23 protein-coding genes and 1 tRNA gene are annotated in these 24,814 nt (G+C 39.9%); 5 read left to right on the forward strand and 19 right to left on the reverse strand.

The features are described from left to right. Positions 1–1,705 (reverse strand): hypothetical protein (locus G6W43_RS07175; RefSeq protein WP_194169486.1); only part of this gene is annotated, 1,705 nt, incomplete at its 3' end. Positions 1,706–2,011: 306 nt separating this feature from the next. Here G6W43_RS07175 and G6W43_RS07180 point away from each other — a divergent pair. From G6W43_RS07180 to G6W43_RS10750, 3 genes are all read left to right on the forward strand, one after another. Beyond that, a complete protein-coding gene (locus G6W43_RS07180; RefSeq protein ID WP_103614475.1) occupies positions 2,012–2,275 on the forward strand; it encodes a type II toxin-antitoxin system prevent-host-death family antitoxin in 264 nt (87 codons plus the stop codon). Next, entirely contained in the window at positions 2,268–2,570 is a 303-nt protein-coding gene (locus G6W43_RS07185) for a type II toxin-antitoxin system RelE/ParE family toxin (protein WP_103638972.1), read from the forward strand. Before G6W43_RS07180 ends, G6W43_RS07185 begins: the two co-directional genes overlap by 8 nt. A 638-nt stretch (positions 2,571–3,208) precedes the next feature. Continuing rightward, a complete protein-coding gene (locus tag G6W43_RS10750; protein WP_021086497.1) occupies positions 3,209–3,334 on the forward strand; it encodes a hypothetical protein in 126 nt (41 codons plus the stop codon). Positions 3,335–3,453: 119 nt separating this feature from the next. On the opposite strand, the gene G6W43_RS07190 is transcribed toward G6W43_RS10750, so the two are convergent. The 15 genes from G6W43_RS07190 to yedE form a co-directional block, all read right to left on the reverse strand. After that, positions 3,454–4,869 (reverse strand): hypothetical protein, encoded by a 1,416-nt coding sequence (locus G6W43_RS07190; protein ID WP_194169487.1) that lies wholly within the window; start codon positions 4,867–4,869, stop codon positions 3,454–3,456. Positions 4,870–5,149: 280 nt separating this feature from the next. Beyond that, positions 5,150–5,857 (reverse strand): rhodanese-like domain-containing protein, encoded by a 708-nt coding sequence (locus tag G6W43_RS07195; protein ID WP_194169488.1) that lies wholly within the window; start codon positions 5,855–5,857, stop codon positions 5,150–5,152. Between the two features lie 34 nt (positions 5,858–5,891). After that, positions 5,892–6,812 carry a metallophosphoesterase family protein gene (locus G6W43_RS07200; RefSeq protein ID WP_103634052.1) on the reverse strand — a complete coding sequence of 307 codons (921 nt, stop codon included), beginning with the start codon at positions 6,810–6,812 and terminating at the stop codon, positions 5,892–5,894. Then, positions 6,809–8,197: a sodium:solute symporter family transporter gene (locus tag G6W43_RS07205; RefSeq protein WP_194169489.1), complete on the reverse strand. Its 1,389-nt coding sequence runs from the start codon at positions 8,195–8,197 to the stop codon at positions 6,809–6,811. Before G6W43_RS07205 ends, G6W43_RS07200 begins: the two co-directional genes overlap by 4 nt. Beyond that, on the reverse strand, positions 8,197–8,619 hold the full coding sequence (locus G6W43_RS07210) for a C-GCAxxG-C-C family protein (RefSeq protein WP_194169490.1): 423 nt from the start codon (positions 8,617–8,619) through the stop codon (positions 8,197–8,199). Before G6W43_RS07210 ends, G6W43_RS07205 begins: the two co-directional genes overlap by 1 nt. A gap of 16 nt (positions 8,620–8,635) precedes the next feature. Then, positions 8,636–9,571 carry an arsenosugar biosynthesis radical SAM (seleno)protein ArsS gene (arsS, locus tag G6W43_RS07215; RefSeq protein WP_148819717.1) on the reverse strand — a complete coding sequence of 312 codons (936 nt, stop codon included), beginning with the start codon at positions 9,569–9,571 and terminating at the stop codon, positions 8,636–8,638. Next, positions 9,568–10,530 carry a heterodisulfide reductase-related iron-sulfur binding cluster gene (locus tag G6W43_RS07220; protein WP_187424249.1) on the reverse strand — a complete coding sequence of 321 codons (963 nt, stop codon included), beginning with the start codon at positions 10,528–10,530 and terminating at the stop codon, positions 9,568–9,570. The genes arsS and G6W43_RS07220 overlap by 4 nt, the downstream gene beginning before the upstream one ends. Continuing rightward, positions 10,508–11,212, reverse strand: a complete 705-nt coding sequence (locus G6W43_RS07225) for a TIGR04283 family arsenosugar biosynthesis glycosyltransferase (RefSeq protein WP_194169491.1) — start codon at positions 11,210–11,212, stop codon at positions 10,508–10,510. Before G6W43_RS07225 ends, G6W43_RS07220 begins: the two co-directional genes overlap by 23 nt. Then, on the reverse strand, positions 11,181–11,843 hold the full coding sequence (locus G6W43_RS07230; protein ID WP_188116619.1) for a TVP38/TMEM64 family protein: 663 nt from the start codon (positions 11,841–11,843) through the stop codon (positions 11,181–11,183). The genes G6W43_RS07225 and G6W43_RS07230 overlap by 32 nt, the downstream gene beginning before the upstream one ends. After that, the gene (locus G6W43_RS07235) at positions 11,821–12,531 is read right to left on the reverse strand and encodes a TVP38/TMEM64 family protein (protein WP_103634045.1); all 711 of its coding nucleotides are present in this window, start codon (positions 12,529–12,531) and stop codon (positions 11,821–11,823) included. The genes G6W43_RS07230 and G6W43_RS07235 overlap by 23 nt, the downstream gene beginning before the upstream one ends. Beyond that, entirely contained in the window at positions 12,528–14,039 is a 1,512-nt protein-coding gene (locus G6W43_RS07240; RefSeq protein WP_194169492.1) for a TIGR04282 family arsenosugar biosynthesis glycosyltransferase, read from the reverse strand. Before G6W43_RS07240 ends, G6W43_RS07235 begins: the two co-directional genes overlap by 4 nt. Next, positions 14,036–14,413, reverse strand: coding sequence for a hypothetical protein (locus G6W43_RS07245; protein WP_149706658.1), 378 nt, complete (start codon positions 14,411–14,413; stop codon positions 14,036–14,038). Before G6W43_RS07245 ends, G6W43_RS07240 begins: the two co-directional genes overlap by 4 nt. Beyond that, positions 14,413–15,051 carry a YdjY domain-containing protein gene (locus G6W43_RS07250; protein WP_149706659.1) on the reverse strand — a complete coding sequence of 213 codons (639 nt, stop codon included), beginning with the start codon at positions 15,049–15,051 and terminating at the stop codon, positions 14,413–14,415. Before G6W43_RS07250 ends, G6W43_RS07245 begins: the two co-directional genes overlap by 1 nt. 314 nt (positions 15,052–15,365) lie before the next feature. After that, positions 15,366–15,442: transfer RNA gene (locus G6W43_RS07255), tRNA-Met, on the reverse strand. A 117-nt stretch (positions 15,443–15,559) separates the two neighbouring features. Continuing rightward, complete coding sequence (gene yedE / locus G6W43_RS07260; RefSeq protein WP_194169493.1) at positions 15,560–16,618, reverse strand: YedE family putative selenium transporter; 1,059 nt, start codon at positions 16,616–16,618, stop codon at positions 15,560–15,562. Positions 16,619–16,752: 134 nt separating this feature from the next. Between yedE and G6W43_RS07265 the strand changes: the two genes are divergently transcribed. Then, complete coding sequence (locus tag G6W43_RS07265; protein ID WP_194169494.1) at positions 16,753–17,952, forward strand: molybdopterin molybdotransferase MoeA; 1,200 nt, start codon at positions 16,753–16,755, stop codon at positions 17,950–17,952. Positions 17,953–17,993: 41 nt separating this feature from the next. Here the strand turns inward: G6W43_RS07265 and G6W43_RS07270 are convergent, their stop codons facing one another. The 3 genes from G6W43_RS07270 to G6W43_RS07280 all read right to left on the reverse strand — a co-directional run bounded on the left by G6W43_RS07270 (position 17,994) and on the right by G6W43_RS07280 (position 23,045). Continuing rightward, on the reverse strand, positions 17,994–21,245 hold the full coding sequence (locus G6W43_RS07270) for an Mbeg1-like protein (protein ID WP_194169495.1): 3,252 nt from the start codon (positions 21,243–21,245) through the stop codon (positions 17,994–17,996). Beyond that, positions 21,246–21,878 carry a tRNA 2-selenouridine synthase gene (locus G6W43_RS07275; protein ID WP_194169496.1) on the reverse strand — a complete coding sequence of 211 codons (633 nt, stop codon included), beginning with the start codon at positions 21,876–21,878 and terminating at the stop codon, positions 21,246–21,248. 105 nt (positions 21,879–21,983) lie between these two features. Then, a complete protein-coding gene (locus G6W43_RS07280; RefSeq protein WP_194169497.1) occupies positions 21,984–23,045 on the reverse strand; it encodes a TRAP transporter substrate-binding protein in 1,062 nt (353 codons plus the stop codon). Positions 23,046–23,137: 92 nt separating this feature from the next. Here G6W43_RS07280 and pyk point away from each other — a divergent pair, with 92 nt between their 5' ends. Then, on the forward strand, positions 23,138–24,589 hold the full coding sequence (pyk, locus tag G6W43_RS07285) for a pyruvate kinase (RefSeq protein ID WP_194169498.1): 1,452 nt from the start codon (positions 23,138–23,140) through the stop codon (positions 24,587–24,589). The last annotated feature ends 225 nt before the right edge of the window (positions 24,590–24,814 follow it).

A 24,814-nucleotide genomic window follows, 5' to 3' on the forward strand; every position in this document is an offset into this window, starting at 1 on the left:
AATTTGTCTTAAATAACTCTTCGTATTTGGTGTAGTTATCAAGATAGTTGGTGTCATCTTGATAGGCGATCTCTTTAAATTCTTCCCTTTTTTGCTCTATGTTGTCTATATATTTTTTATCTATCCTTGCAAATGGGGATAAATTTAAAACAAGAGTTGATCTATTGTTTTCTTTATTGATGTTTATGCTGTACTGACTGTAATCCTTAATAGGACTTAGGGTTTTTATGTCGGTGAATTTTTGCTTTACAAGGTTGGATTTGTTGGGTCTATTTAGCTCGTCTTCTATCACTTGATCTAGGCATTTACTTATTACTTCTTCTCTTAGCCCTGCACTTGATCTAAAAGGTGAGTTTGATAGCACAACATAGTTTTTATTTAAATTTGAAAAATCTTTGCTGTTCATCTCATCGTTTGCAGATGTGCCATTTTTATCGGACTTGTTCGCTATTAGATTGGCTAGTTTTATAGAGTTAAAATTTGAAGCGCAGATAAAATTTAAATTTGCATTTAGTCCTTTTATTTGATCCTTTAGTCTTTTAAAGAGCGTATCATCACTAGAGCCAAAGCCTAAGTTTTTATTTACTATATCATAAGAGCAGACATCCTTAGTATGATCAAATACCGATAGATCATCTAAATGACCAAATACACTATATCCCTCATCTGCGTTGCAATTAACCTCATTTAGGTTATTGTCGTCTCTAAAGTAGATATAGTCTAAATTTAGGTGGGTAAAGTCTATAAAAAAGCCAGAGTTAGAGGATTTATCTTGTTTAAATACTAATACATTGCAGCTTGAGTTTATATTTAGGGTATTTATAATAGAAGCAAATCTAGATGTGAAAAAACTAAGGATAGGTAAGGTTACGCCATAAAGAGATCTATTACTTTGATGCTCAACCATCTTGTAGGTTAATTTACTAAGCTCATAGAATAAAAAGCATCCGTTTGCCTTTTTAAGCGCTGCCTTTGGATCACTTAGATCAACTATGCTTAGTATAAAAAGAAATATTTGCTTTAGCAAAAACTCTCCGCTTTCTTTATTTAACTCGCTTAAATTCTTATCTAACTCTCTAAAACACTCTTCAATACTTTTTTCAAATTTAGCTCCATCTAGTCCCTCGCTAGATATCAAAGAGCTAGCATCACTTAGTAGATCATTTTTTAAGGTATTTAGGCACTCTTTTACAATATCTTTGGCGTCGTCGTAGTTGGATACTATGACCTCAAACATATCATAAAAGCTTATAGCTTCTGTCTTTGTTTCACCCATGCTTTTTAGCAAATTTCTCTCGTGCTCATCCTGAGCAGCTTCAAGTTCAGCTTCATATCTTGCTTTACTTTTTATGGGGCTTATCTTCTCTTTTAAATTTGCAAAAAACTTGTCAACTGCACTTTTTTTATGGACGATCTTTACTGGTATATCTCTATATTCAAATTCTCTTATTCTATTTAGCTTACTATCAGTAAAGCTCTCTTTATCTATATAAAAGTCAGATACGATCGATACATCTTTTTTATCTCTCTTCTTAGAAAATATTAGATTAGATATGATCTCATTAGCTATGCCGTTAGAGTACGATGTGAGTGAATTCAAGCTAGACGTATAAAGCGTTACGCTCTTTGCATCAGCCATATACTCTTTTATCTTTTTTAACGTCTCTTCGCAAGAGTAGGTTATTTTTATTTCGTTGTTTTGCATATTAAGCCACCACTACTGTTTTTGATATTTTATTGTGATTGTATTTATAATATTATTAATTTATTATTGCTATTTAAAAGTGAAAAATGCTTGATATGACACTTGATAGATAGTTTAGCTATGTAACAGAGAAAAATGATAAGCGTTAGAAAACTAGAGAGTGTAGCTCTTTGGTATTTTAAAATAAATACTGCATGCTTGTTACTTGAGCTTTTCTTTCAGCTTGCCAAGTTAGTTGGACAAGCCATCTAAATTACTAACACAATTATGCTATAATCATGTCATATTATTAAAAGGAAATAGCATATGCCTCAAATAGTACCTATAAAAGAGCTTAGAAACACAAATGAAATTTCACAGCTATGCAATAGCAAGGATGAGCCAGTGTTTGTAACTAAAAATGGCTATGGAGACTTGGTTGTGATGAGCATAAAGACATATGATAAGCTAGTAGCCACAGCCGATATAGATAGCGCCATCGCATCATCTGAAGCTAAGATAACAGCAGATACAAAGATGCTAGAAGCAAAAGACGTTTTTGCTAGTTTAAAAGATAAGTATCTTGAGTAAGTATAAAGTTCTTATCTCACCACAAGCTTATGAAGAGCTTGAAGCGATTTATAAATATATCGCACTATCTTTGCTCTCGTCAGGTGCTGCAAACTCTACGCTAGAGGCTATCAAAAACGCTATTCTTAGCCTAGATGAGATGCCAAATCGTGGTGCTATTAGAAAAGTTGGCAGATATGCCAATATGGGCTATAGACAGCTATTTGTTAAAAACTACACAGTGATTTATAGGATCAATGAAAAAGATAAGGCTGTTATAATCATCACTATTAGATATACACCAAGTGCTTTTTAGAAATAACTTCAATAATATCTTTCTAGAGAAATATCCACCTATCCTAATACTCTCTCATCTGCGAAAATATACATAACATCACATACTATACATGACGTCACCTACTGCATGTTACATCATGTACTATACATTACATCATGTGCTGCATGTGACATCACATACTTGACATGACATCAAGTACTGCACATTACATCACATACAGTATGTTACATTATGAATTTATTTGTTATAATCCAAAAAATTTAATGCCAGTTTCTAGTATATTTATCAACATTTTTTAGTATGTTGATAAACTTACTTAGCAAGCTCAGGTTGAGCTTGCTGTAAGGTCTTAGCCAGACGGGCGAAATTTTTATTTACAAAGATGCAACTTAAACAAAACTTTATCCATTCAAGATGACCTTTGCCGATAAAAGGTCTAAGTTTTATTTAAGATAAATATTATTTTAGGACGCTCAAAATTTCACTCATAAAATTTCTTACTTTTAAAACAATAATCCCTATCCATAAAATGCTAAAATAGCAAGCAAAATATAAATGGCTAAATTTACAAATGCTAGAGAGCGACCTTTGGGAGTCGGCGGATCTTTTGCGTTCAGGCTCAAACCTCATATCTCATCAATACTGCATGCTGGTGCTTGGTCTTATCTTTTTGCGATACGCTCTGGGGAGAGTTACCTGAGTGCTATGATGATATGAGTATCTCGGCGTGCAGAGAGAAAATTTACGAGTATGTCTATATGAGATATAGGAGTGTTGCGTAGAATATATCGCAAGTTTGTAAGCAAGCCCGTGTAAATTTATTAAGTAAAATTTACACGGCTAGCTTACTTTGGTGGTTTAAATTTATAGATTACGTATTTGTAAATTTTAAGAATGCTAGCTACCCCATCTCCATCCCAGCATCATCTTTCGTAAATTTACTCCTTAGCTCTGGCATTTCATTTACTATCATATCTCTTAGCTCAGGATTGGTGCTTGCTATTTCTAGCAAAAGACCTAAGCTTTTGTCATTAAAGTCTCTTAGCCTGATATTTTCTTTTTGCAAGCTTTCGCTTTTACATGCTAGAGATTGATTTTCTTTATCCTTGCTCTTTAACAATGCATTTTGTTCATCTATCTTTGTTTGCTGATTAGTATGTGCTTTTAGTCTGTTTTTAAGAAGCGTTATCTCATTATCTTGCTCAGCTTTGGTCTCTTTTAGCTCATCTAGCTCTTTTTCTAGCTGCTCTTTTTCTTTTAAGACTTCTAAGCTTTTCTTTTTATCTTCCTCTATGATCTTGTTTTGTTCTGTTACTTGCTCATCAAGAAGCTCTACCTTTTCTTTTAGCTGCTCATCAGATGTGATGGTTATGCTTTCTTGCATTTGTTCAAAAACAGAATTTCTAAGACCTACTATTAAAGCTCTTTTTTCATTTGGCTCTAACCTAAAGTACTCGTCGCCCAACAAAGGCTCTTTCTTTTGCATATACTTATTTGCTTCCGCTTCTATAAGCTTTTGAATTTTCTCTTTTAACTCTTTCTCGCTCTTATATTCACTTGCTATTTTATGCATTTGGGTTAAATTCTTATGTCTATTTTTACTTGACTTACCACGAAGTACCTGACCTTCAAATGCCTCTGCTCCCATATCTTGTAGCTCTTTGCCAAATTTTGCTGTTTTTGACCTGCCGCTAAATCTTAAATTTGCATGCTTTTCAAAGCTGTAGTTTGTAAAAAAGATATGAAAGTGCTTGGTCTTTTCGTCATTATGCTCAGCCACAAGCAGACACTTTGCGCCATACTTCGCGCAGTATGCGTTTACAAATCTCATTACTCTATCCATGCATATGTTTTCATTTATAAATTTTGACTCTTCGTCGTTTAGCCCTTCTTTTGGCTCTTTCTTCCTATCTGTGCCAAACGTGATGATAATCTCACAAAAACTAGCCATATCTTTGCGCCAAGCTCTACGTATAACTATATCTTTACCTTGTCGTTTTTGTGTGTAGGATTGCTTGCCATAGTCTTCTTTAAAGCTATCCTGAAAGCCTTTAAGTAAATTCTTTACAAAGGCCATATTATGTAGTTCATCATCTTTGCTGTTAGCATCTCTCATATTGCCATTGCCATTAAATTCACTTAGGAGCTTGTAGCGATTAATAGTGGCTGGGGTTTTGTTGAGATACTTTATATGCTCAGTTTGATTTTTCTCACGGCACGCATGTGCAAACCTGCCTATGGCTCTACCATATGTTAAAAAACCTGACCTCACATTTATGACTAGGCTGTGATCATTTACTATATATGCATTAGCCATGGTAAATCACCTCACCATTTGAACTTTCTCTCGTGCTAGCAGTGCTAGTTACTATTAATGAAAATTTTTTCATTTTTATCCTTTTTAAAGATATTTATAGTAATTACACCAATTTTGAAAAAAATCTGCGCTAGAAATGCAAATTTTTGTAAAAAAATTCATAATTAGAAAAAGAATAAATTAAGAATAGTGAAAGGATATAGGGTGAAAGTAGGTATATTAAATTTGTATTATTAAAAACTTTGAGCTTTCAGGTTTTGCCCCAAAAGCTCAAATAAATTTATTTCACTAACTCGTAGCTATGTTCTTTTGTACCGTCAAGTAGATTTAAGACTTTATAGCCTTTGTCACTTAGAATTTGAGCTAGTTTAGCGCTACGGTTGCCGCTGTAGCAGTGTGTGACGATAGTTTTGTCTTTGTTTGCTTCAAGCACGTCTTTGTAGTTATCAACAGGCTCGCCGTCTGGGATGCTAATAGCGCCTTTCATATGTCCAGCGTCATAGTCTTTTTTCTCTCTAACATCGATGATTAGAATGTTTGGATCGTTTGCGATCTTCTTAAATTCCTCTGCGTTTATGCTGCCAAATTTAACTAGATCGTAGTTAAATTCTTTCACGCCCTCAGCGTTGCTAAGCTTGTTAAAGCCCTTTGCTTTTAGTATATCTAGTGCCTTGCCGCTGCGGTTGCCGCTGTTGCAGTAAAGCACGACGTTTTTATCTTTGTAGGCGCTTATCTCATCTAGTCTAGCCTCGATCTCTTCAAGAGGGATGTTTATAGCGTGTTTTAGGTGGCCAGCGTTATACTCCTCCGCTTTTCTCACGTCGATGACCAGATAGTCTTCTTTTTTCTTGTTATCAGCTTGTATCGCAGCTAGTTCAGCACCCTTAAATTTAGCGTCCGTTGGCGCTTTTGTATCGCTGCAAGCTGTGAGAAAACCTAGTGCAAAAAGCACAACTATACCTTTAGCTATTTTACTTTTGACGAACATTTCGTCTCCTTTTGTTTTGATAAAATTTCACTATTTATTTTGCGTAAATTTGCCAAAATCCACCCACTATCGCCTCTTTTATCTCACCCTCGCTACCATTTGCTATGCGGCCTCTATATGAGATCTCGGCTGGGCTTTGAGCCTGCCAAATTTGATCAAACCACTCTAAAAATTTCGCCGTGTCGTATCGCACAGGAAGCGCCTCGATGTAAATTTCACCCAGCCTAGCGCAGTATATCGCCTCTTTGCTAGGCTTAAGCGCGATGCGAGTTATGAGCCCATAAAGCTTGCCGGTGAAATTTGGCATGCCAGCCGCGCCGTTATTTATCACTACGCCATTTTCTAGCACTATGGCAGCAGGGGCGCAGGTATGCGTGCAGGCTAGCACGTCAAATTTACGCTCTTTAAACCACAAATTTAGCTCATCTTGTCTATCTTTTTGAGCCAAATTTTCACGAGAGCAGCCCCAGCCGGCTAGAAATTTCTCATCTCCGTGCGTGATAGCGATATTTGCGCCGCCGACGCTTACTAGCTCGCATTTGGCACGCCTTTTAAAAATTTCTATAAACTGCTCGCACCCCTCTTTTATAAGGCGGCTTAGGCGTGCATGGATCAAATTTGAGCGATTTATGGTGCCAGCGTCGGTGCATGAGGGATAGAAGCAGCCGCATCCGTTTTGTCCGCTTGCTAGCTCAAATTCGACATTGCCGTTTATCGCAGTTAGAGTACGTTTTGCTATCTCATTCTCTATCTCGCAAAAGCTCTTTACCTCCGCATCAAACCAGTGGATGTCGCCATTAAAAACGACATCGGCACTCTCGGCGTCTGCCATAGTTAAAATTTCTTTTAGCGCAAAGACGTTGCCGTAAAGTCCGCCTACGACATATAGGCAGCGGCTTTGAAATTTTGGCTCCGGAGGGAAATTGAGCGCATAGCTAAGCGGGCAAGAGCTCATCTTTTATCTTTGCAGCCGCAAAGTAGCCCAGGCAGCGCATAGGCAAGCGTGCAAGCGATGAGTCCATATAAATTTATGCCCAAGAGCATTGCGTATTTGCCGCTGCCGATCGCTAAAAACTCAGGGAAAATTTTCGCGTCAAATGCAAATGCGACACCCAAAAATATCCCCAGCCAAAAGCTAAGATGAAAGCCAAGCTTTGTTGGGCTCACAAATCCATGCAACAAAAATACCGGCGCTAGGCCGATCACCATCGTGCCGCTAATCGTCGTAGCCTTTAAGATATCGGTGCCCACGATCATCGGTAAATTTCCAAAAATGGCAAAAAGTATCATCGAGATGATGCCGATTTTTATGGAAATTTTAGCGACGTCTTTGTTTAGCATCGCTGGGATATCGTAGCCAACTAGCTTTGAAAGGCTTGCAAAGGTCGAGTCCAGCGTCGATCCAGCAGCCGCTATCATGACGGCTGTCATCAGGATAGTTGAGCCAATCCCCATGGTTTTAGCTAGCTCGGCTGGGATGTTGCCCTTTGCGGCTATGCCCTCAAGCGAGCCGTAAATGCCGATAAAGCTAAAAATGACGATGGCTACAAAGCCTAAAATACCAGAGATCACAAAGCTTTTTAGCATCGTTTTTTCTTCGCAGATGAAGCCTCGATCGGTTAAAACAGGGTCGTGAAAAGGGTAGCTAACTAGCTGCAAAACAGCGACTAAAAGCAGATCCACGCCGCCGCCTAAGCTCCAGCTGCCGGTGCTAACTAGCTCGCCCACGCCGTGCTTTGGCAAGATAGTCACGATGACCCAAAGCGTGGCGATAATGAAAACTAAAGCCTGAATGACGTCTGTCACGATAGAGCCCCTAAGTCCGCCGCGAACCGAATAAACTAGCGTAAAGAGCGTAAAAAGCGAGGCTGCGATGATAAAAGGTATGCTGCCGCTATCTCCGTAGTAGCCGCCCACGACTGCTGTGTTGCTCCAAACTTCGTTAAAAAGCCTAACCAAGATCGCCACGCAAAATGCGATGCTCGCCGCCGCGCCGTAGTTGCTAGTTAAAAACTGCACGAGTCCGGTTGCGCCAAATTTGCGCCTTAAGCGGTAGATGACGATGCCGGCTATTGGTATACAAAGCCAGTATGTCGCGTACGCTACGCCTCCGACGATACCGTAGCTAGCGCCTAAATTTGCGGCGTTTGTGACTGATTTTGCAAATATCCAGCTGATAAAAATGCTAGTCGTTAGCAAAAATGGCGACACCTTTACGCCGCCTTCACCTTCACCTTTAAAAAACGATCCGATACTGCGCGCCTTTGGTGAAAAAGCGTACATTATCACGCCGTAAACGATCAAAAAGCCCCAAAAAAAGAGCGACTGATACTCTTGCATTAACTCTCCTTAAACTCTAAAATTTGATCCAAAGCCCTCATGCTATCGCTTATAGCGCAGGGGCAAATTTTCGCAAAGAGCCCTTTTTGCATTATCGCTTCAAGTTCATCCGGCTTGCTTAGATCATGCCCCAAGACCTCTTTGCAGATGTTAGATTTTTGCGTTTTAAAATATATCTCTTTAAAGCGCGCCAAATTTGCATTGTATTTTTCTTTATCATCGCCGTAAGCAAGCCCCAAAACTAGCACTGCCGCTAGATATGCGCCGCATACCGAGCCCTCCTGCATGCCACCTAAGAGCCCAAAGCCAAGCTTCATAAGCTGTGCTTCGTTTGCGCCTAGGTGCTGTGCGTAGCGTGCTAATATCATCTGCGCGCAGTTTTGCTCGGCAAATTTTTGCGCTATCTCTTCATTACTCATCATTTTTTATCCTTTAAATTTACGCAAGCGCGCCGCAGCAGCTCGACCCAGCCCCTGCCGTGCAGGCGTAGCAGTAGTCGCGAAAGACGATCTGCCTACCAAGCTCGCCGCTTTTAGCTAGCTCAAAGATATCCTTTGCGCCGTGCGCCTTAAGCCCCTCCATCTGGTTAAAATCGCAATCATAAAGGGCTCCGTCATATCCAACTGAAATTTGCGCTCTACACATTATATTTTGCGCGGCATTTGGGTTAAAATTTGCTTCTAAAAGCTGCATATAAGGCTCAAATTTACCGCTTTTTTCAAGCGATCTTCTAAATCTGCCAATCGGCACGTTCGTGATCGTAAAAAGATGATCAAATTCCACGCCAAAAGCGCTTTTTAGCTCTCTTTTGTAGTCCGCTTCAAGCCCAGCTTGATCGCCTGGCAAAAACGCACCGCCTGGGTTATAAACTAAATTTAGCACCAAATTTCCGCCCTTGCCGTATCCTAGTGCATTTAGCCTTTTTAGCGCCTCTATGGAGCCATCAAATACGCCTCGCCCGCGCATCTTATCGACGTTTTCTTCGGTGTAGCAAGGCAGACTAGCAACTAGCTCCACGCCGTGATCTGCGTAAAATTTAGGTAGATCCTCGTAGCCATTTTCAAGTAGTATGGTCAAATTTGTTCGCACGATGATGTGAGGCGTGATCTTAGCGGCCTCATCGATAAACCAGCGAAAGTGCGCGTTCATCTCAGGTGCGCCGCCAGTGACGTCAAGCGTGCTAAATTTATGCGCGCTAATCGCCTCCAAAACAGCCTGCAAAGTCTCCTTGCTCATCGTCTCCGTGCGCTTTGGCCCAGCCTCGACGTGGCAGTGCGAACAGGCGAGGTTGCATATCTTGCCTAGATTTACTTGAATCGTTGAAATTTTATCAGTATGCCTGATCTTCGGTGCTATACGCTCTGTGAAGTTCATTTTCTATTCCTTTTATAAAATTTTAAACTAAGTACATTTTTTAGATAAGCGGTGTTTGGCGCTTCGTTTACGCCGCTCATCACCGTGGCGAAGTGTTTTATGTTTTGCACGCCGTTTTTGGCGAAATTTCCGCAGCAAGTGGCGCAGTAGGTGTAGAGATTTGGTAAATTTTTATCCTTGATGGCCTGCGGATATCCTGCGGCGATTTGCGGCTCGCTGCTTCTAGCAAGCCCGCCCAACCCACAGCAGTTTACATCCTTAAAGCTATTTTTGAAATTTGGCACGTACTTTTTAAAGGTCTCAAAAATAGGCTTGTGGATGCGCTCAGGGCAGGGATAAAAGATGTGTGCCTCCTCTGTGATCTCGCGGTTTAGGCCAAGCTCTTCAAATTTCTCGTATATGGTTTTTATCTTGACATCCACCTTGTCTTTTAAAAAATGGTAGCAGTTTGGACAGGCCAAAATGAGCGTCTCTACGCCCTTTGCGGCAAAGAGCTCGTTTAGATGTGCCTTTGTCTTGTCAAAATTTGCATTTGCTTCAAAAAGGGGCTTGCCACAGCAGTCTATACTAAAATCAACCCCCAAAGGCTCCAAAATTTCGATGATCTTTCGTGTAGTTTCAGGCAAAAAGCCTGGGAAATTGCAGCCAAAAAACATTAGCTCGCGGCTCTTTTTGGGCGAGTTGTTGGCATAGAGATAGGGCGATTTTAAGAAATTTAGGTAGCGAAACGGCTTTTTTATCTGCTCTCTGTGCTTTAGCGCGATCTCGTTGCCGCTGATGTCTTTGGGGCAGACCTTGTAGCACTCGTCGCACAAAAAGCAGCTAAATGCGAGATCTTTTCGCTTTGAAAAATCAAGCAAATTTATATCGTATTTGGTCAAAAACTCGCAGTGTTTCGTACACGCTCCGCACTCTATGCAAAGCTCTGGCGGGTTTTTAATAACTTTTTGCGATCTCATCAGCATTCGCTCCATTTCTAAATTTATACTGCAAAATTTGCATTTTTATGAGCGTTTTTATGACTCCTTCACACCTAAATTTACGCGCGCTTGTCACTATATTTTGAGATAGCTGGCAAAATTTCACGCCAGATCTTTTTAGCTTCATGCTTAGTTTATAATCCTCCATAATAGCTAAATTTTCAAAGCCGCCAAGTGCGTTAAAAAGGCCTTTTTGTATAAAAATCCCCTGATCGCCGAACGCGATATTTCTAAGCTTTACGCGTAAATTTGAGCAAAGCGCGATCAAATTTAAAAGCACTCCGCTCTCATCAAATTTAAGCCTAAAGCAGCCAGCCTTGCAGCGATCAAGCGCCCTCTCAGCGGTCAGAATCGCCATCTCATCGCAAAAGGCACTATCAGCGTGCAAAAAGAGAAGCTTCTCAAATTTAGCTACGCTCGCCCCAGCGTCTAGCTGCGTGCCTCTGCCTTTTTTGCAAGGTAAAATTTTAAATCTCTCAGGCGAGAAAATTTTGCTCAAATTTAGTGCTAAATCAAAATTTTTGCCCTCATAGAAATTTGGCTCGCTAGCATCAGCAAATATCACTTCAAATTCCCCTTTTTGAGCTGCCAAAAGAGCACAAAAACGCTCCAAATTTTCGCATGGCTCGTTATAGATCGGAGTTATTACCGAGATCGCCACGTCTTGCCCTTATTTTTTTTGCACCCCAGCTAGAAAGCACCACAAGCGCCGCCATCAAAACACAGGCGATAATAAAGCCGTTTGAGCGCATATCAAGGGCTTTTTCACCCAAATTTACCATTATAAAAGTTGCCGGCACGATGCCTACAAAGGTCGCCACCACGTAGTCGCGCAGGCTCACGTTCATCACGCCACATGCGTAGTTTAGGGCATTATACGGCACTAGCGGCATTAGGCGAAGGATCAAAATCAGGCTAAATTTACCGCCAGGCTCGCCAAGTGTTTTTAAAATTTTGCTTTTTGAGTTTTGTGTGAAGTCGCTAACGGCGCGAAATCCCAAAAATCTTGCGATATAAAACATCAAAACGGAATTTATCATCGCGCCTATTATGGTGTATAAACTGCCGGCAAATAGCCCAAATACCGCACCTGCAACGACAGCCAAAACCGGCACTGGAAACAAAAATATCGGCAAGATAGCAAAGCATAGGACATAGATCATTGGAGCAAATAGTACATGCTCGCCGATGAGCTCACGAAGCTCGCTAACGCCGATCTTTTGCATCAAAAATACAGCCACGAGCATGATCGCAGCGATGATAGCAAATTTAAGCAGCCTTGTTTGCTTCAAGCTGCGCCTTTTTAGCCTTTTTATCATCTAAAATTTTCTTTGCGACGTAGGCTACGATCGAGAAGGCAAATAGTATAGTAAGACCCACAAATAAAATTTTGCCACCGCCCATCAAACTGCCGCCAAAATACGAATATACAATCGTCGCAGGAAGCTGACCGATACCAGTCGCCCAGAAAAATCCCCAAAATCTCATCGATGTAAGCCCTGCTGCGTAGCTTACTAGATCAAAGCTCACAAACGGCAGCAAACGGCAGACGATGATCGTGTGCTTGCCAAATCTCGTGAAAAACTCGTCCGTAGCTGCAAGCGCCTTTTTGCCAGTTAGCTTTTCAACGACGTCGCGACCTAAAATGCGTGCTATGTAAAAGCAAAGCGCAGCGCCCACCATAGCCGAGCTCCACGATAGCACAGCGCCCCAGACCCAGCCAAATATCATCGCATTTGAAAGCGTGATGAGAAACGCAGGCACTGGCGCCATGATGCTTTGAAGCACCATCAAAAAAAAGCTCACGCAAGCTGCCGTAGTCTTGTCAAAGCTTTGCAAATATGCATAGACTTCATTTAGGTCAAATTTGCTAAGCATCACGACTGAGTCGGTGATCTGCTTGTTTACCGCAGGGATAAAAAAGTATGCCAACGCGACTATCGCGACGGCGACTAGGAGAAAAATTTGGGATTTTTTCATCTAAATTCCTTAAAATATTGTTGTAAATTCGACAAAAACTTGTCGCTAAGATAGGCTTTTATCTTGTTAAAAGTGTATTCGTTTTTGATGGCACGAGTGCCGTTGTACTCGACAAATGCCATCGCACACCAGCTTGTTCCTCGCAGGCAAGTCATCGTAAAATACTCTCTAAATTTTCGCCTATCTACCATTTTTTTCGAGTAGTTTTCATATAAATTTATAAATTTTTCTATCTCATCAGCGCTAAATATCGTGTCCGTCTTCCAAAACGTGGTCGTTGGCACACTAAAATGTGCCAGATCTTGCTCACGCTCGCCAATTATCGGCTTTTCCCAGTCGATGATGTATGAGCTCTCTTTACCGATGATGAAATTTGAAGAGTTTAGCTCGGTATTTATGATACAAGGCTCCTCTATCTCGCGCTCAAGGTCAAATTTCTTTGCTATTTTTAAGAAAAATTCGATCATCTCAGCGGTTTTTGGCTGGGCTAAATTTGAGTTTAGATAGACGTTAGTCATATTTTCGCACTCTTCAAACATCGCTTTTAATGGCTTTTGCGCGGTGATCAAGCTGTGATTTGACGGGATCTTGACTGCGTGCACGCTAGCAAGCAAACTTGCCGCCGTCTCAAGATCGCTCTCGTATCTTAGCGCATGCCCTTTTAAAAACTCCATACTCATCGCCCCTCGCGGTAAAAACGGGCTTGGCTCGTAATACTCTAACGGCGCTGGCGTGACCTTTGAGCTTTGTAAAATTTTAAGCGCATCAAATTCATATTTTATTTGATTTTCAAGTGCCATTTGCGACTTTGTATTTATGCGAAATACCTTTTGGCCGCCTTTGCGAAATTTGTAGTTTATGTTGTATTCGCCGCTAGCAAGGGGTTTTATAGCGCTTGGTCGCACGCCCAAGACGTAAGCGAAAATGTCCTCTTTCGTATCGATGTCGCGAAGCGGTTTAAATTTGACGTAGCTTAAATTTAGCTCTTCAAATTTAGCGCAAACTCCATCGCACACGCTCTGCCTTAAAGAATAATCGCTTGAGAAAATCTCATCTCTTAGGCTGGCGCTTCTTAGAGCGATCGCGCAGTATCCGCCGTCAAGCGTAGGGGCGATAGCGGCATCGTTTTTACTAAGTGCTTTAAAATAGCTATTAAAGCCTTGAGCGGTAAAATTTACAATGTCGCTGCCAATTAGTAAAATTTGTTCAAATCCAAGCGTTTTTACATGTTTAAATGCTTTAAGCATTCGCTCACTTAGTGAGCCCTCACTTTGGGCAATAAATTCATACTCATCGCCTAAAATTTGCTCTAAATTTTTAGCCTTATCTCTTGGCGTAAAAAAGATGAAAATTTTGACGTTTTTTAGCTTTTGAAGCTTGGAGTTTATATCTTTTAGTAAAAATTTATGCAAATTTGCCGCTTGTTGTGGCGTCAAAAAGTCAAGCAGCCTGGTTTTAGTCTTGCCAGCGATCGGAGCTCTAGTAAAAAGTATCAGCGCTTTTTTCAAATTTTACCCTTTGTGGCGGTAAATTTGAATAGAAAAAAGATATTTAGAAAGGTTAAAATTCCCAAAAATAGGTATTTCACTTGAGCTAGAGTTAAAATTTCTAAATAGCTCTCTTTGATGAGATAAAAGAGTAGCTCTTGCTTGCCAAGCCAAAGCGTGACTAAAAAGAGCAAACTTTGGCTAAAAATTAGCGCAAAAACAGCCGTGCGCTTTTGAAAGAGCCCGTAAAGTAGCCCAGCCACGAAAAATCCAGCCACGATATAGCGGTTGTGCACGCGCATCTCGAGCCAAACTGATAGCGAGACTAAAAGCGCCGCGCTAAGCCCTAAAAGCAAAGCGCAAAACGCGTAATACAAGGCTCTAAAAGCTTGCATCAGTTTGCAACCCTAAAGCTTATAGCTACAAATGTGCCATCAGGCGGTAAAACGTCTTTGTTGCCGTGAAATACGACTTCGTTGCGTTTTTCAACTGCGCCGTGAGTGTAGGTGTGGTTTGAGATGATGCCGACTGAGCAGCTATCTAGGCAAGCGATGCAGCCGGTATTAAAGCTCTTTGCGGTCGCTTCGTTGCCGCCAAAACGCATGTCGATTGGTTTGCTGTTACTATCTGTGATGACTTCGTTGATGTCGTAGCTTTTTGGTGCGCCGTTCCATGTTACTTCGATCTTGATCTTGTCGCCTTCGACGTGTGTTTCAGGGCCATTTTTTAGAGTCATATTGTTGCCTGGTTTGGCGCCTATTTTTTTCATAGCTTGGTAGAAATCGTTTTGATTTGCAAGTGCGATAAACACAGGCTTATCGCCAAATCTTCCATCTTTGAAAACTACTGCGTGGCGAGTGTTTTCAGTAAAATACTTGCCATTTACCTTGGCTAAAACAGTGATAGTTTTGGCGCTTTCATCTACTACCATCGGATTTTGAGCGCTTACTACGCCAACTTGATCGTCGCTAGCTTGAACGCTTGCGGTAAAAAACAGACTAAAAATAGCCATAAAAATAGCTTTTTTAAACATATTAGTGCCTTTCTGTGAAGAAAATTTGAAATTTGATTTACGAAACTTATAGAATTTGTAAATGTTGCAGGCGAACCTCGCCCAAAAATATTTTTGAATTATATTTGTTTAAAATAAAAAAAAGTTTAAGTGACATTTTGTTCATAATGCGCAAAAATTAGTTTTTTCATTGTATTAGAAGTGTAAATGAGATATAATTTAGATTTTTTAAGAGACTGTTCCACTTTAGTAACTAAGTGTTCCACTCTTAAAGGAAATTTTAAAGAAAGGAAAAGAACAAAAGCATCACTGCTAGTGCCTAAAATAGGGTGTTATGGTGTCACGGGGGAGACTTGAACTCCCGACCTCCGGCTTATGAGACCAGCGCTCTAACCAGCTGAGCTACCGTGACAACTTAAAATAAGTTTTGGATTATACAACCTAAGAACTTATTTTTAGCTAAAATTTATCTCATACAAATTTTATAGATATAAAAAGCAAATTTGACTGCAAGGGCAGCCAAATTTATTTAAGCTTTTTTAGTGAAAAATCCAATGTAGATGGCGTAGATAAAGCCGATCACTACGGCATACGGAGCAAAAGGTGTTATGCCAGCTCCTGAGCTTGCAAGCACGAAGTTATGACTTATCGCAGCTCCAGCTCCCATGCCTAAAACAAATACTGCTGAGCTTAAATTTCCAGCTCCCATCTGCACTAGGTGTTTGCCAGGGCAGCCATAGCTTAGGCTAAAGCAAAGACCAGCGAGCGTCATACCTAAGAAATTCCAAAGCATGTCATTGTGAGCGATAGGCTGAGCTTCAAAGCCAAATTTGTATTGATCTAGCACTAAATTCGTTACGCTTGCGCAGACAATGATAGAGATGACGCCATAAAACATCGAAAAGTCACGCTCAAAAATTTTACTGATAGCTCCAACTGAGCAAAATTTACTTCTTTGCATAAATACGCCGATGATTATGGCACAAATAAGTGAGATAAATAAATTTGCATGCTGTGAGCCTGGACCTTTTTCTGAGCTAAATAATGCGCCATTTTCACCAAGTTTTAGCCCAAAGATAAGTGCCATCAAAAGTAAAATCGTGATGATAGTTGGCAAAAACCCTATCGCCTTTGCAGTGGTTTCATTTTCAGGCAAAACGTAGCCGTTTTTCTTAAAAGTTCGTCCCACAAAGACGCCAGCAAATAGGCCAACAACGCCAGCAATAGCGGTCATATCTCCGCCTCCAAGGCGCAAAAATGCCCTCCAAGGGCAGCCTAAAAATATAAGGCAGCCTATCATCGCAAACACGCCTAGAAAAAACCTAGAAAATGCCGCGCTACCAGATACTGGAGTGAAATTTCTACTCCAAAGCATGCTAGCTAAAAAGCCTCCGATGATAAGCCCTAAAATTTCAGGTCTTAGATACTGCACGACTTTTGCCTGGTGAAAGCCAAGTGCACCCATGCTATCTCGTAAAAAGCAAGCCGCGCAAACGCCCATGTTTGCTGGGTTGCCAAAATGAACGAGCACCGGACCAAGTATGCCAAGGCTCGCACCTGCGATGATGTAAAGTAATGTTTTGTTCATGTAAATTCCTGTGTAAAAGTAAAACCAGACCGGTTTCTTAAACGATATTTTAATAATCATTAAATAAAACAAAGATTAATTTTTTTAAGAGCAAAGTGGATAAAATATGCAAAAATTTCATAAAAGGATAAATGATGAAAGATTTTATGAGCTATGCAGATAGCCTGAAAATTCTAAAAGACACGATAAATGCATGGGAAAAGGTCGAAAAAGTAGCCATCACAGATGCGCTTGATAGAAATATCGCCTATGATGTCACAGCAACTGAGAACTACCCAGCAAAGCCAGTTTCGGCGATGGACGGCTACGCTTTTGCCTTTAAAGAGGGCCTAAGCGAGCTTGAGCTCATCACAGATCTGCCAGCAGGTAGCGACAAAGGGCTACATGTAGAGGGTAGCAAATGCGTCAAAACCTTCACTGGCTCGCTAATGAGTGAAGGCACCGACACTCTTGTGCCAGTTGAAAACGTCGAGGTTAGCGGCTCAAAAATAATCATCAAAAAGAGCGTGCCAAAGGGCTTTGCCGTGCGAGCAGTGGGTGAGAGTTACAAAAAAGGCGAAATTTTAATAAAAAAAGGCACACGTCTAACATACTCTGAGATAGCGCTTCTTGCCGAGCTTGGCGTATTTCACGTAAGCGTATTTGTCCGTCCAAGAGTGGCGATACTAGCAACTGGCAGCGAGATAAAAGACCTTGGCGAACCGCTTGATAGTCCAGCGCAAATTCACAGCTCAAACCACGTAGGTATCGCTATGCAGATACGCAAAATGGGCGCGGAGCCGATCCTTTGTGAGATCGTAAGAGATAAGGCTGAGCTTGTCGAAAAAGCGATCATAAATGCGCTAAAATCAGCCGATATCTTGGTGACTACTGGCGGTATCAGCATGGGAGACTATGACTTTGTAAAGGGCGCTTTAAATGAAAATTTTAGCCTCATCATCGAGGGCGCTGCGATAAAACCAGGCCGCCATATCAGAGTGGCAAAGTCAGGCGACAAATACATCTTTGCGCTGCCGGGATTTCCGTACTCGGCGATGGTTATGTGCGTGCTATATGTAAGGGTGCTTATAAACACTTGGTTTAGCCAAGAAGAGCCAAATATAACGGCGATAATGGACGAAGACTACAAAAAACGCTCGCCATTTTTGGAATTTACAGCGGTAAATTTAGAAAACAGAGATGGCAAAATTTTCGTAAATTTAAACGGCAAAAAGCTAGGCAGCTCAGCGATCGTAAATAACCTAACAAACGAAGCGGCACTGCTTATCATCCCAAAAGAGACGGAATTTATCGCAAAAGGCGAAGTGGTAGAAGTTTTAAAGATGCCTTGCTAAAGTGGGTGAAATTTAAATTTGCCAGAGGCGCTTTGGTAAATTTATAGCCCTTGAAGCACTACGACGTCGGTTGTCTCGGCGTCTTTTTCTATCTTAGCGTCTAGCCCTTTGGCTATTTTTATAGTGATATCTTTTGTTTGATTTGGCGTTAGAAAGATCAAATTTCTAACGTCGTTTTCGTACTCGCTCAGTCTTTCGTAGTAGCCGTTTACGCCGTGTTTGCTCTTATACTCTGGCTTTATAAAATTTAGCCTAAAAACATCGGCGCCGTATTTTAAAGAGTACTCTTTAAATTCATATTTTCTTTGGCTGGTAGTCTTGAAATTTTCATTAAATAGCTTTAAAAGTGCCTTGTCGCTAACGTCTCTTGCGTCGCTCTCTTTTAGCACGATCTCGTCAGCTCCGTTTGGCTCTTTGTACTCGGTGCCGTTTATGGAGTATATGGCGACGTGCATGTTATCCCTTTGCGATGCAGCACTTTTCATGAAAAACCTTAGCCTTGGATTTTGCGTGATCTGCACATCTTTTGGAGCTACTTCGTTGCCGTTTGCATCAACGTATTTTACCCCCTCAAATGTAAGTAAATTTGACTTTTTAGCTACTGATAGCGCGCAGCCTTTATCACTTAAGCAGTGATGAACTAGGTCTTGCATGAGAGCGTGGTTGTCATTTACTCTTTTAGCACTTAGTGCGCTCTTTGGCACGTGTGCTACGCAGGTGCATGGCGAATTTGCCGAGCAGCCAACTATCGGCGAGCCTAAGAAGTCTTGACCTAGTATGAGTGGTATGCCATTAGATGTGATACTCTTGCCAGCTTTGCTTTTTAGCACCACTTGGCCACCATGCGGGCAAGTGATGATGTCGTCTTCTATGACTGGGTGAGCGGTGAAATTTGTAGCTACCGCACCAGAAGGTATGCTTTGATGATTTACCGCTTCTCTATCTTGTGCTTGCTTCTCTTTTTTCTCATCATTGTTAGCTCTTTTTAGCTTTACATCCAAGCTACCCCTCTTTATATCATAGCCAAGCACTCTTATGCTAGTGTTTTTATTTGTGATATCAAGTGAGCCTTTAGAGCTTTCATCATCTCTTGGGCTAAAGTAGTAAAATGGCTTTTGATCTTCTTTGTTCTCAAAGAGATCGTGCTCTTTTTCATCTTTGAAATTTGTAAAGCCAAATTTATAGTCTTTAGCTTCGTTTGCACCTTTTAGAAGTGTAGCGTTTAAGAAGAGATCGACCTTGTAGTTTTCTGGGTTTTCCACGCCAAATTTATCTCTTATCTTGTCATATAACCTTTCAATATCCACTATGTCTTTATCTTTTGTAAATATGGCTAAACTCTCTTTATCTTTATCCACATAGACGCTAGAGCTAGCTGATAAAAAGCCAAATTTTATCTCACCCCTATCTTTTACGTCGTATAAATTTATAGAGCCACTCTGCGTGCTGTTGTCAAATAAAAGAGAGTAGGTCTGCTCTGATCTTTTCATAAAGTATGCCTTCTCATCTTGCGATGAAAGCGACCTTGTGAAATTTGACGTATAGGTGTAGAGCTTGCTAGCTTCAGCCTTGGTAGTGGTGACATCACTAGAGCTCTCATCTACTACCTTGTACGTCCTGCACTTGTGCATAGCCCTTTTATCTTCTATCTTTTCACATCCACTTTCTTTAAATTTCTCAACTTCATCTTTGCTTATTATCTTTGTGTATCGCTTCTTGTCACTAAGCTTAAATATATCTTCTATTATCAAGGCTTCTTGCTCGTCTTCTAAATTGTGATTAAATATCTTAAAGTCGTGTTTTATATTATTTAATAGTATAAGCAACATCCAGTTTTTGTTTTTGTTATATAAAAGAGGTGGGAGTGTAGCTTTGTTATCTATATAGGATGTCTCATTTTTATATGCTAAAGATAAATTTGTATCAAGATCAAAAATAAGCTTATAGTTTTGCTCCATAAATTCATTTAGATATAAAAGCGTGCCTTTTAGGCTAACATTTTTTGTCTTTTCGTCATTATCTTTTTGCTTTAAAAGATATGAGAAAAAGTATAGTGTAGCAGCCGTGTAGGTAAGAAAGTGCGAGCTTATACTTACATTTGTATTTAGTATCGCATCAACGTTGCCTATATTTATTAGCACCTCATTGCCATTTATATCAACTCCAAGGTCTTGTATGGCGTTTTCATAGAGTTTATTATTAAAGGCTAGACTATCATTGTCTGTTTTCATGTGATATATGTTATTAACATTTAAAGGTGCCGGTAGGTAGGTGTGGTCTTGGTTTGCTAGGATTAAATTTGCATATAATCTCTTTTTACAAGAGAGCATGCTTTGCATATTAGGAGTTAGTTTTCTTTTAGTGAATATATTTTTATTGCTTAGTATCCTATCTATTTGATCTATCTTGTGTGCAAGATCAATTCTAGTAGCATAATCACTAAGCAATCCAGGTGAGTTAAAAGTGTAAATTTCATCTATATATTCAGCAAAAGTAAAAGCACATACCTGAGTTAGATATCCACCAAGGCTATGACCGCAGATGTTTATCTTTTCACCTTCTTTTAGTATAGGTATAACATTATCCATAAAAAAATATATTAAAGATGTTACTTGATCTGGTATATCGTTAGTTGTCAGCTGAACGTCTGCTTTTAAATCTCCTAGAGTGATCTCAGTCCCCCTAAAGGTTAGTATCTTTTTGTTGTTATCCTTTGTATCTTCAAAGAGCGTGGCACTAAAACCTAGTCCATTATTTTTTTGATGTTTTAGAAGTCTAAATCTTGATGTGAAATTTTTGGTACGTTTGGAGAGATTTTTAACAGAATAAAAAATTGTTTGAAGTTTTGTATCTTCATCTACATAAATAAAGTTTTTAATATTGTTTGATATTTTTCTGTATTCAGGTTTTTCCTCTCTCTTATCTATCAGAACATTATTTTTATCTTGTGTAGCAAGTATTTCTGACTTACTAGGTAATTTAATGGTTAAATCCTGCATAAATCTAGCTTCGACACAAAGAGCATAGGCAGTAGGTTGTCCTAACTGACGTCCATTTTCTTTAGCTTTTTGGCTTATTTTCTCTAAAGTATGACCATAATAAGTATAGTCTGCATAATCCCATCTAGGATTTGGTTTTTTTAAAATTCTCTCATTATGAAATTTATCCGAAAAACTCCAAATTTCATTTTCGTCTATATACTCAAAAAACGCATAAGCAACATCAGCTATATCAGCATAGTCTTTTATTTTATCTACCATCTCTTTATTTGTTAAATTTTTAAGAGTATTCATTTATTTATCCTTGTCTTTATTGCTGACTTTTTCAAATTTATTGTTTATAAATTCAAATCTATTTCCGCCAAGCACATAGCTATAATAAATTTCTTTAAATCTTATTCCACTTGCCTCATCTCCATATAGTCCAAATTTGGCAACTTTATAAGTATATGTTACAGATAAAGATATAGGCACTATCTCGTTATTTTCTACATAAAAATATATAAAAGACATGCTAGGTTTAAATTTATTATAGTCATCGCCTATGTAATTAACTATTAGATCACTATATCTTTTAGGTATCCAAGCTTGTTTTTTGAAATCATTTCCGTAATCTCTTGTAGTTACATAATATTTTTTTCCATTAGATAAAACTCTAGGTAATTTTTCATTCATAATAGTCTGGTCGTTTAAGTCAAAATCTCTATTGTTGTTTTTAAAGAAATCATCAAGGTATTTATCTCTCTCTTCTTCCCTTTTATCTATCTCCTTCTCTAGCTTCTCATCAAATACATAAACACCACCATACTTTTTAGCAATGCTCTCTTGTTCGCTAGTTAGATCAGAAATTCTTATAAAGCCATTAAAATAAGCAAGTGGCAGTAGTATAAATAAGCAGATAAAAACTATAAATTTGACTTTTTTCATCATAAATCCTTTTAAATTTTCACTATTGTCTTATCTTTTGCTTTAAAGTCTGGTTTTTTGTTGTAGTTTTAAATTTTAAAAAGCAGGGAGAGCTCCCTGCTGTGGTTATTTCTCTTCGTTTGTTTTGATGTAAGCGTAGTCAGAAATTTTAGTCCATTCTCTTGCTTTTTTGAGGAAAGCTCTTTGAGACTCAACGATCTCTTTAAATAGTGGATCTTTTGCGCTCTCTTCATCAAGTAGCTCATTTGTAGCCTTTTTAAGAGCTGTGATGACCTCTGGTGGGAAAGATTTTACTTGGATGTCTGGGTACTCAGCCTTCATCTTGTCCCAGTACTCTACGTTTGCGTAAAATACCTTAGTATTTACATCTCTTGCCACCTCAGCAGCAGCCGCTTCAAAGATAGCTTTTAGATCATCTGGAAGTTTTTCATACGCATTTTTGTTGAAGAAAAACTGAGTTTCGCCGTTTGGCTCTTGCCAGCCTGTGTAGTAGTATTTTGCCACTTTGTGGAAGCCAAGCGCCATGTCGTAAGCTGGGCTAACCCACTCGACTGAGTCGATTGTACCCATCTCAAGCGCCATGTAAAGCTCGCCAGTTGGGATAGTGTTGATGTTTGCGCCAAGTTTAGCGTAAATTTCACCGCCAAAGCCTGGAATTCTGATCTTTAAGCCTTTGATATCATCAACTGACTTGATCTCTTTTTTAAACCAGCCGCCCATTTGCATGCCAGTGTTGCCAGCTCTAAAAATTTTGATGTTATATGGGTCAAAAACTTTCGCCTCTAGCTCTTTGCCGCCGCCAAATTCATACCAAGCTGTTTGCTCGTCGGTATTCATCATAAATGGTGTCGCTGTAAAGAACATAGTCTTAGGGTCTTTGCCCTTGTAGTAGTAGCTAGCTGTGTAGCCGATGTCGTACTGACCGCTCTTTGCAAAGTCAAGCATCGCAAAAGGCGACTTGTGCTTTGATGGGTAGTCGATCCTGATCTCGATGCGGCCGTTACTCATCTTTTCGACCTTATCTTTTAGCTCTTTTGGCACTTCACCAAGCACTGGCATAGTGCTCTCCCATGAACTTGCAAGCTTGAGCTTATAGACTTTGTCATCTCCCATGGCAGCGCAAGCAAGAGCTGCTAGGCCAAGAGATGCTAATAAAAATTTATTCATACTCTCTCCTTTAAAAATTTTGCATATTATACAAAAAATTTACATTATTAAAATGTGTTATAATCGCAAAAATCAAATTACAGGGCATAAAAATGATAAAAAAGACGAAAATTGTAGCGACTTTAGGGCCAGCAAGTGACAACGAAGAGACGATGGAAGCGATGGTTAAAGCAGGGGTTAATGTTTTTCGTTTAAATTTTAGCCACGGAACACACGAATACCACAAATCAAACATCGACAAGATAAGAAACATCGAAAAAAGACTAAACAAACGCATAGGCATCTTGCAAGATATCTGCGGTCCAAAGATCAGAGTTGGCAAGCTTAGCGAGCCATTTTACTTAAAAACTGGCGACGAGCTTAGCATTTATGCCGAGGATATCGTGGGTGAAAAGATCGAAAAGGGCGTTTATAGAGTGAGCCTAAATCAGCCTCAAATTTTACCTATGCTAAAGGCTAGCGAGTACGTTTATCTCTACGATGGCTCGATCAGAGCAAGAGTTGTAGGCGAGGGCAAAGAAGTCGTAAAAACCATCATCGAAAATGACGGAATTTTAAACTCAAACAAAGGGGTAAATTTCCCAAATACCACCCTTGGTATCGAGATCATTACGCCAAAAGATAAAGAAGATATGGAATTTGGCGCAAAACACGGCGTAAATTTCGTTGCTATTAGCTTCGTACAAGACGCAAATGACGTGATAAAAGCGAGAAATATCTTAAAAGAATTTGGCTCCAAAGCGGCTATCTTATCTAAGATAGAGAAATTTGACGCGGTTGAAAACATAGACGACATCATCGCAAAGAGCGACGGCATCATGGTAGCTCGTGGTGATCTTGGCATAGAAGTGCCATTTTACAAGGTCCCAACCATACAAAAGCTCATCATCAAAAAGGCAAATGCAGCAAGCAAGCCAGTCATCACAGCAACGCAGATGATGCTAAGCATGGCTGAGCATGAAACTGCTACAAGAGCGGAGATCAGTGACGTGGCAAACGCCGTGCTAGATGGCACTGACGCAGTTATGCTAAGCGAGGAGAGCGCGATCGGCAAAAACCCAGTCGCAGTCGTAGAGGCGATGAGTAAAACGATCATACAAACGCAAAGTATCTATCCATACAATAAATTTGACGAATTTGACTTTTTTGACGAGACAGATATGGTCGCAAATAGCGCAGCTTCACTAGCTGTTCGCATCAAGGCAAATGCGATACTCTCTATCACAGGCTCTGGCAAATCAGCCATAAAGCTAGCTAGAAACCGCACGAGTATCGACATCATCGCTATCGCACACGACGAGCAGACAGCTCACATGCTTACCCTTGCTTGGGGCGTGACGCCAGCGCTCGTGCTTGAAAAGACAAAGCTAAATGTCCTTCTTGCAAATGTCATCAAAAAGGCTTACGACGCTGGATACGTCGAGCATGACAAGACCTATCTCGTCACAGCTGGCCACCCAACAGGTGTAGAGGGCAGCACAAACCTTATACGTATCATCAGACGCGACCAGCTTGATTATTACTTAGATCTTGCAACTGAGTAAATTTGTAAAATTTGGTGCTCGGATAGCTTCTGGGCACTGAAATTTATTTTAAATTTGTTTATCATACGAATTTTAAAATTCCATTCATTTGCATTTGCAAGAATTGACTACTAAAATTTGGCTTCGCTAAACGCTTAGCTCAAATTTTAGAGCCGAAATTACTCGTTCATGAAATTTTAAAATTTGCTTGACGCTTATTTGACCTGATAAAACAAATTTACAAAT

The sequence above is a fragment of the Campylobacter concisus genome, assembly GCF_015229965.1.
GTDB classification, from domain to species: Bacteria; Campylobacterota; Campylobacteria; order Campylobacterales; family Campylobacteraceae; genus Campylobacter_A; species Campylobacter_A concisus_BD.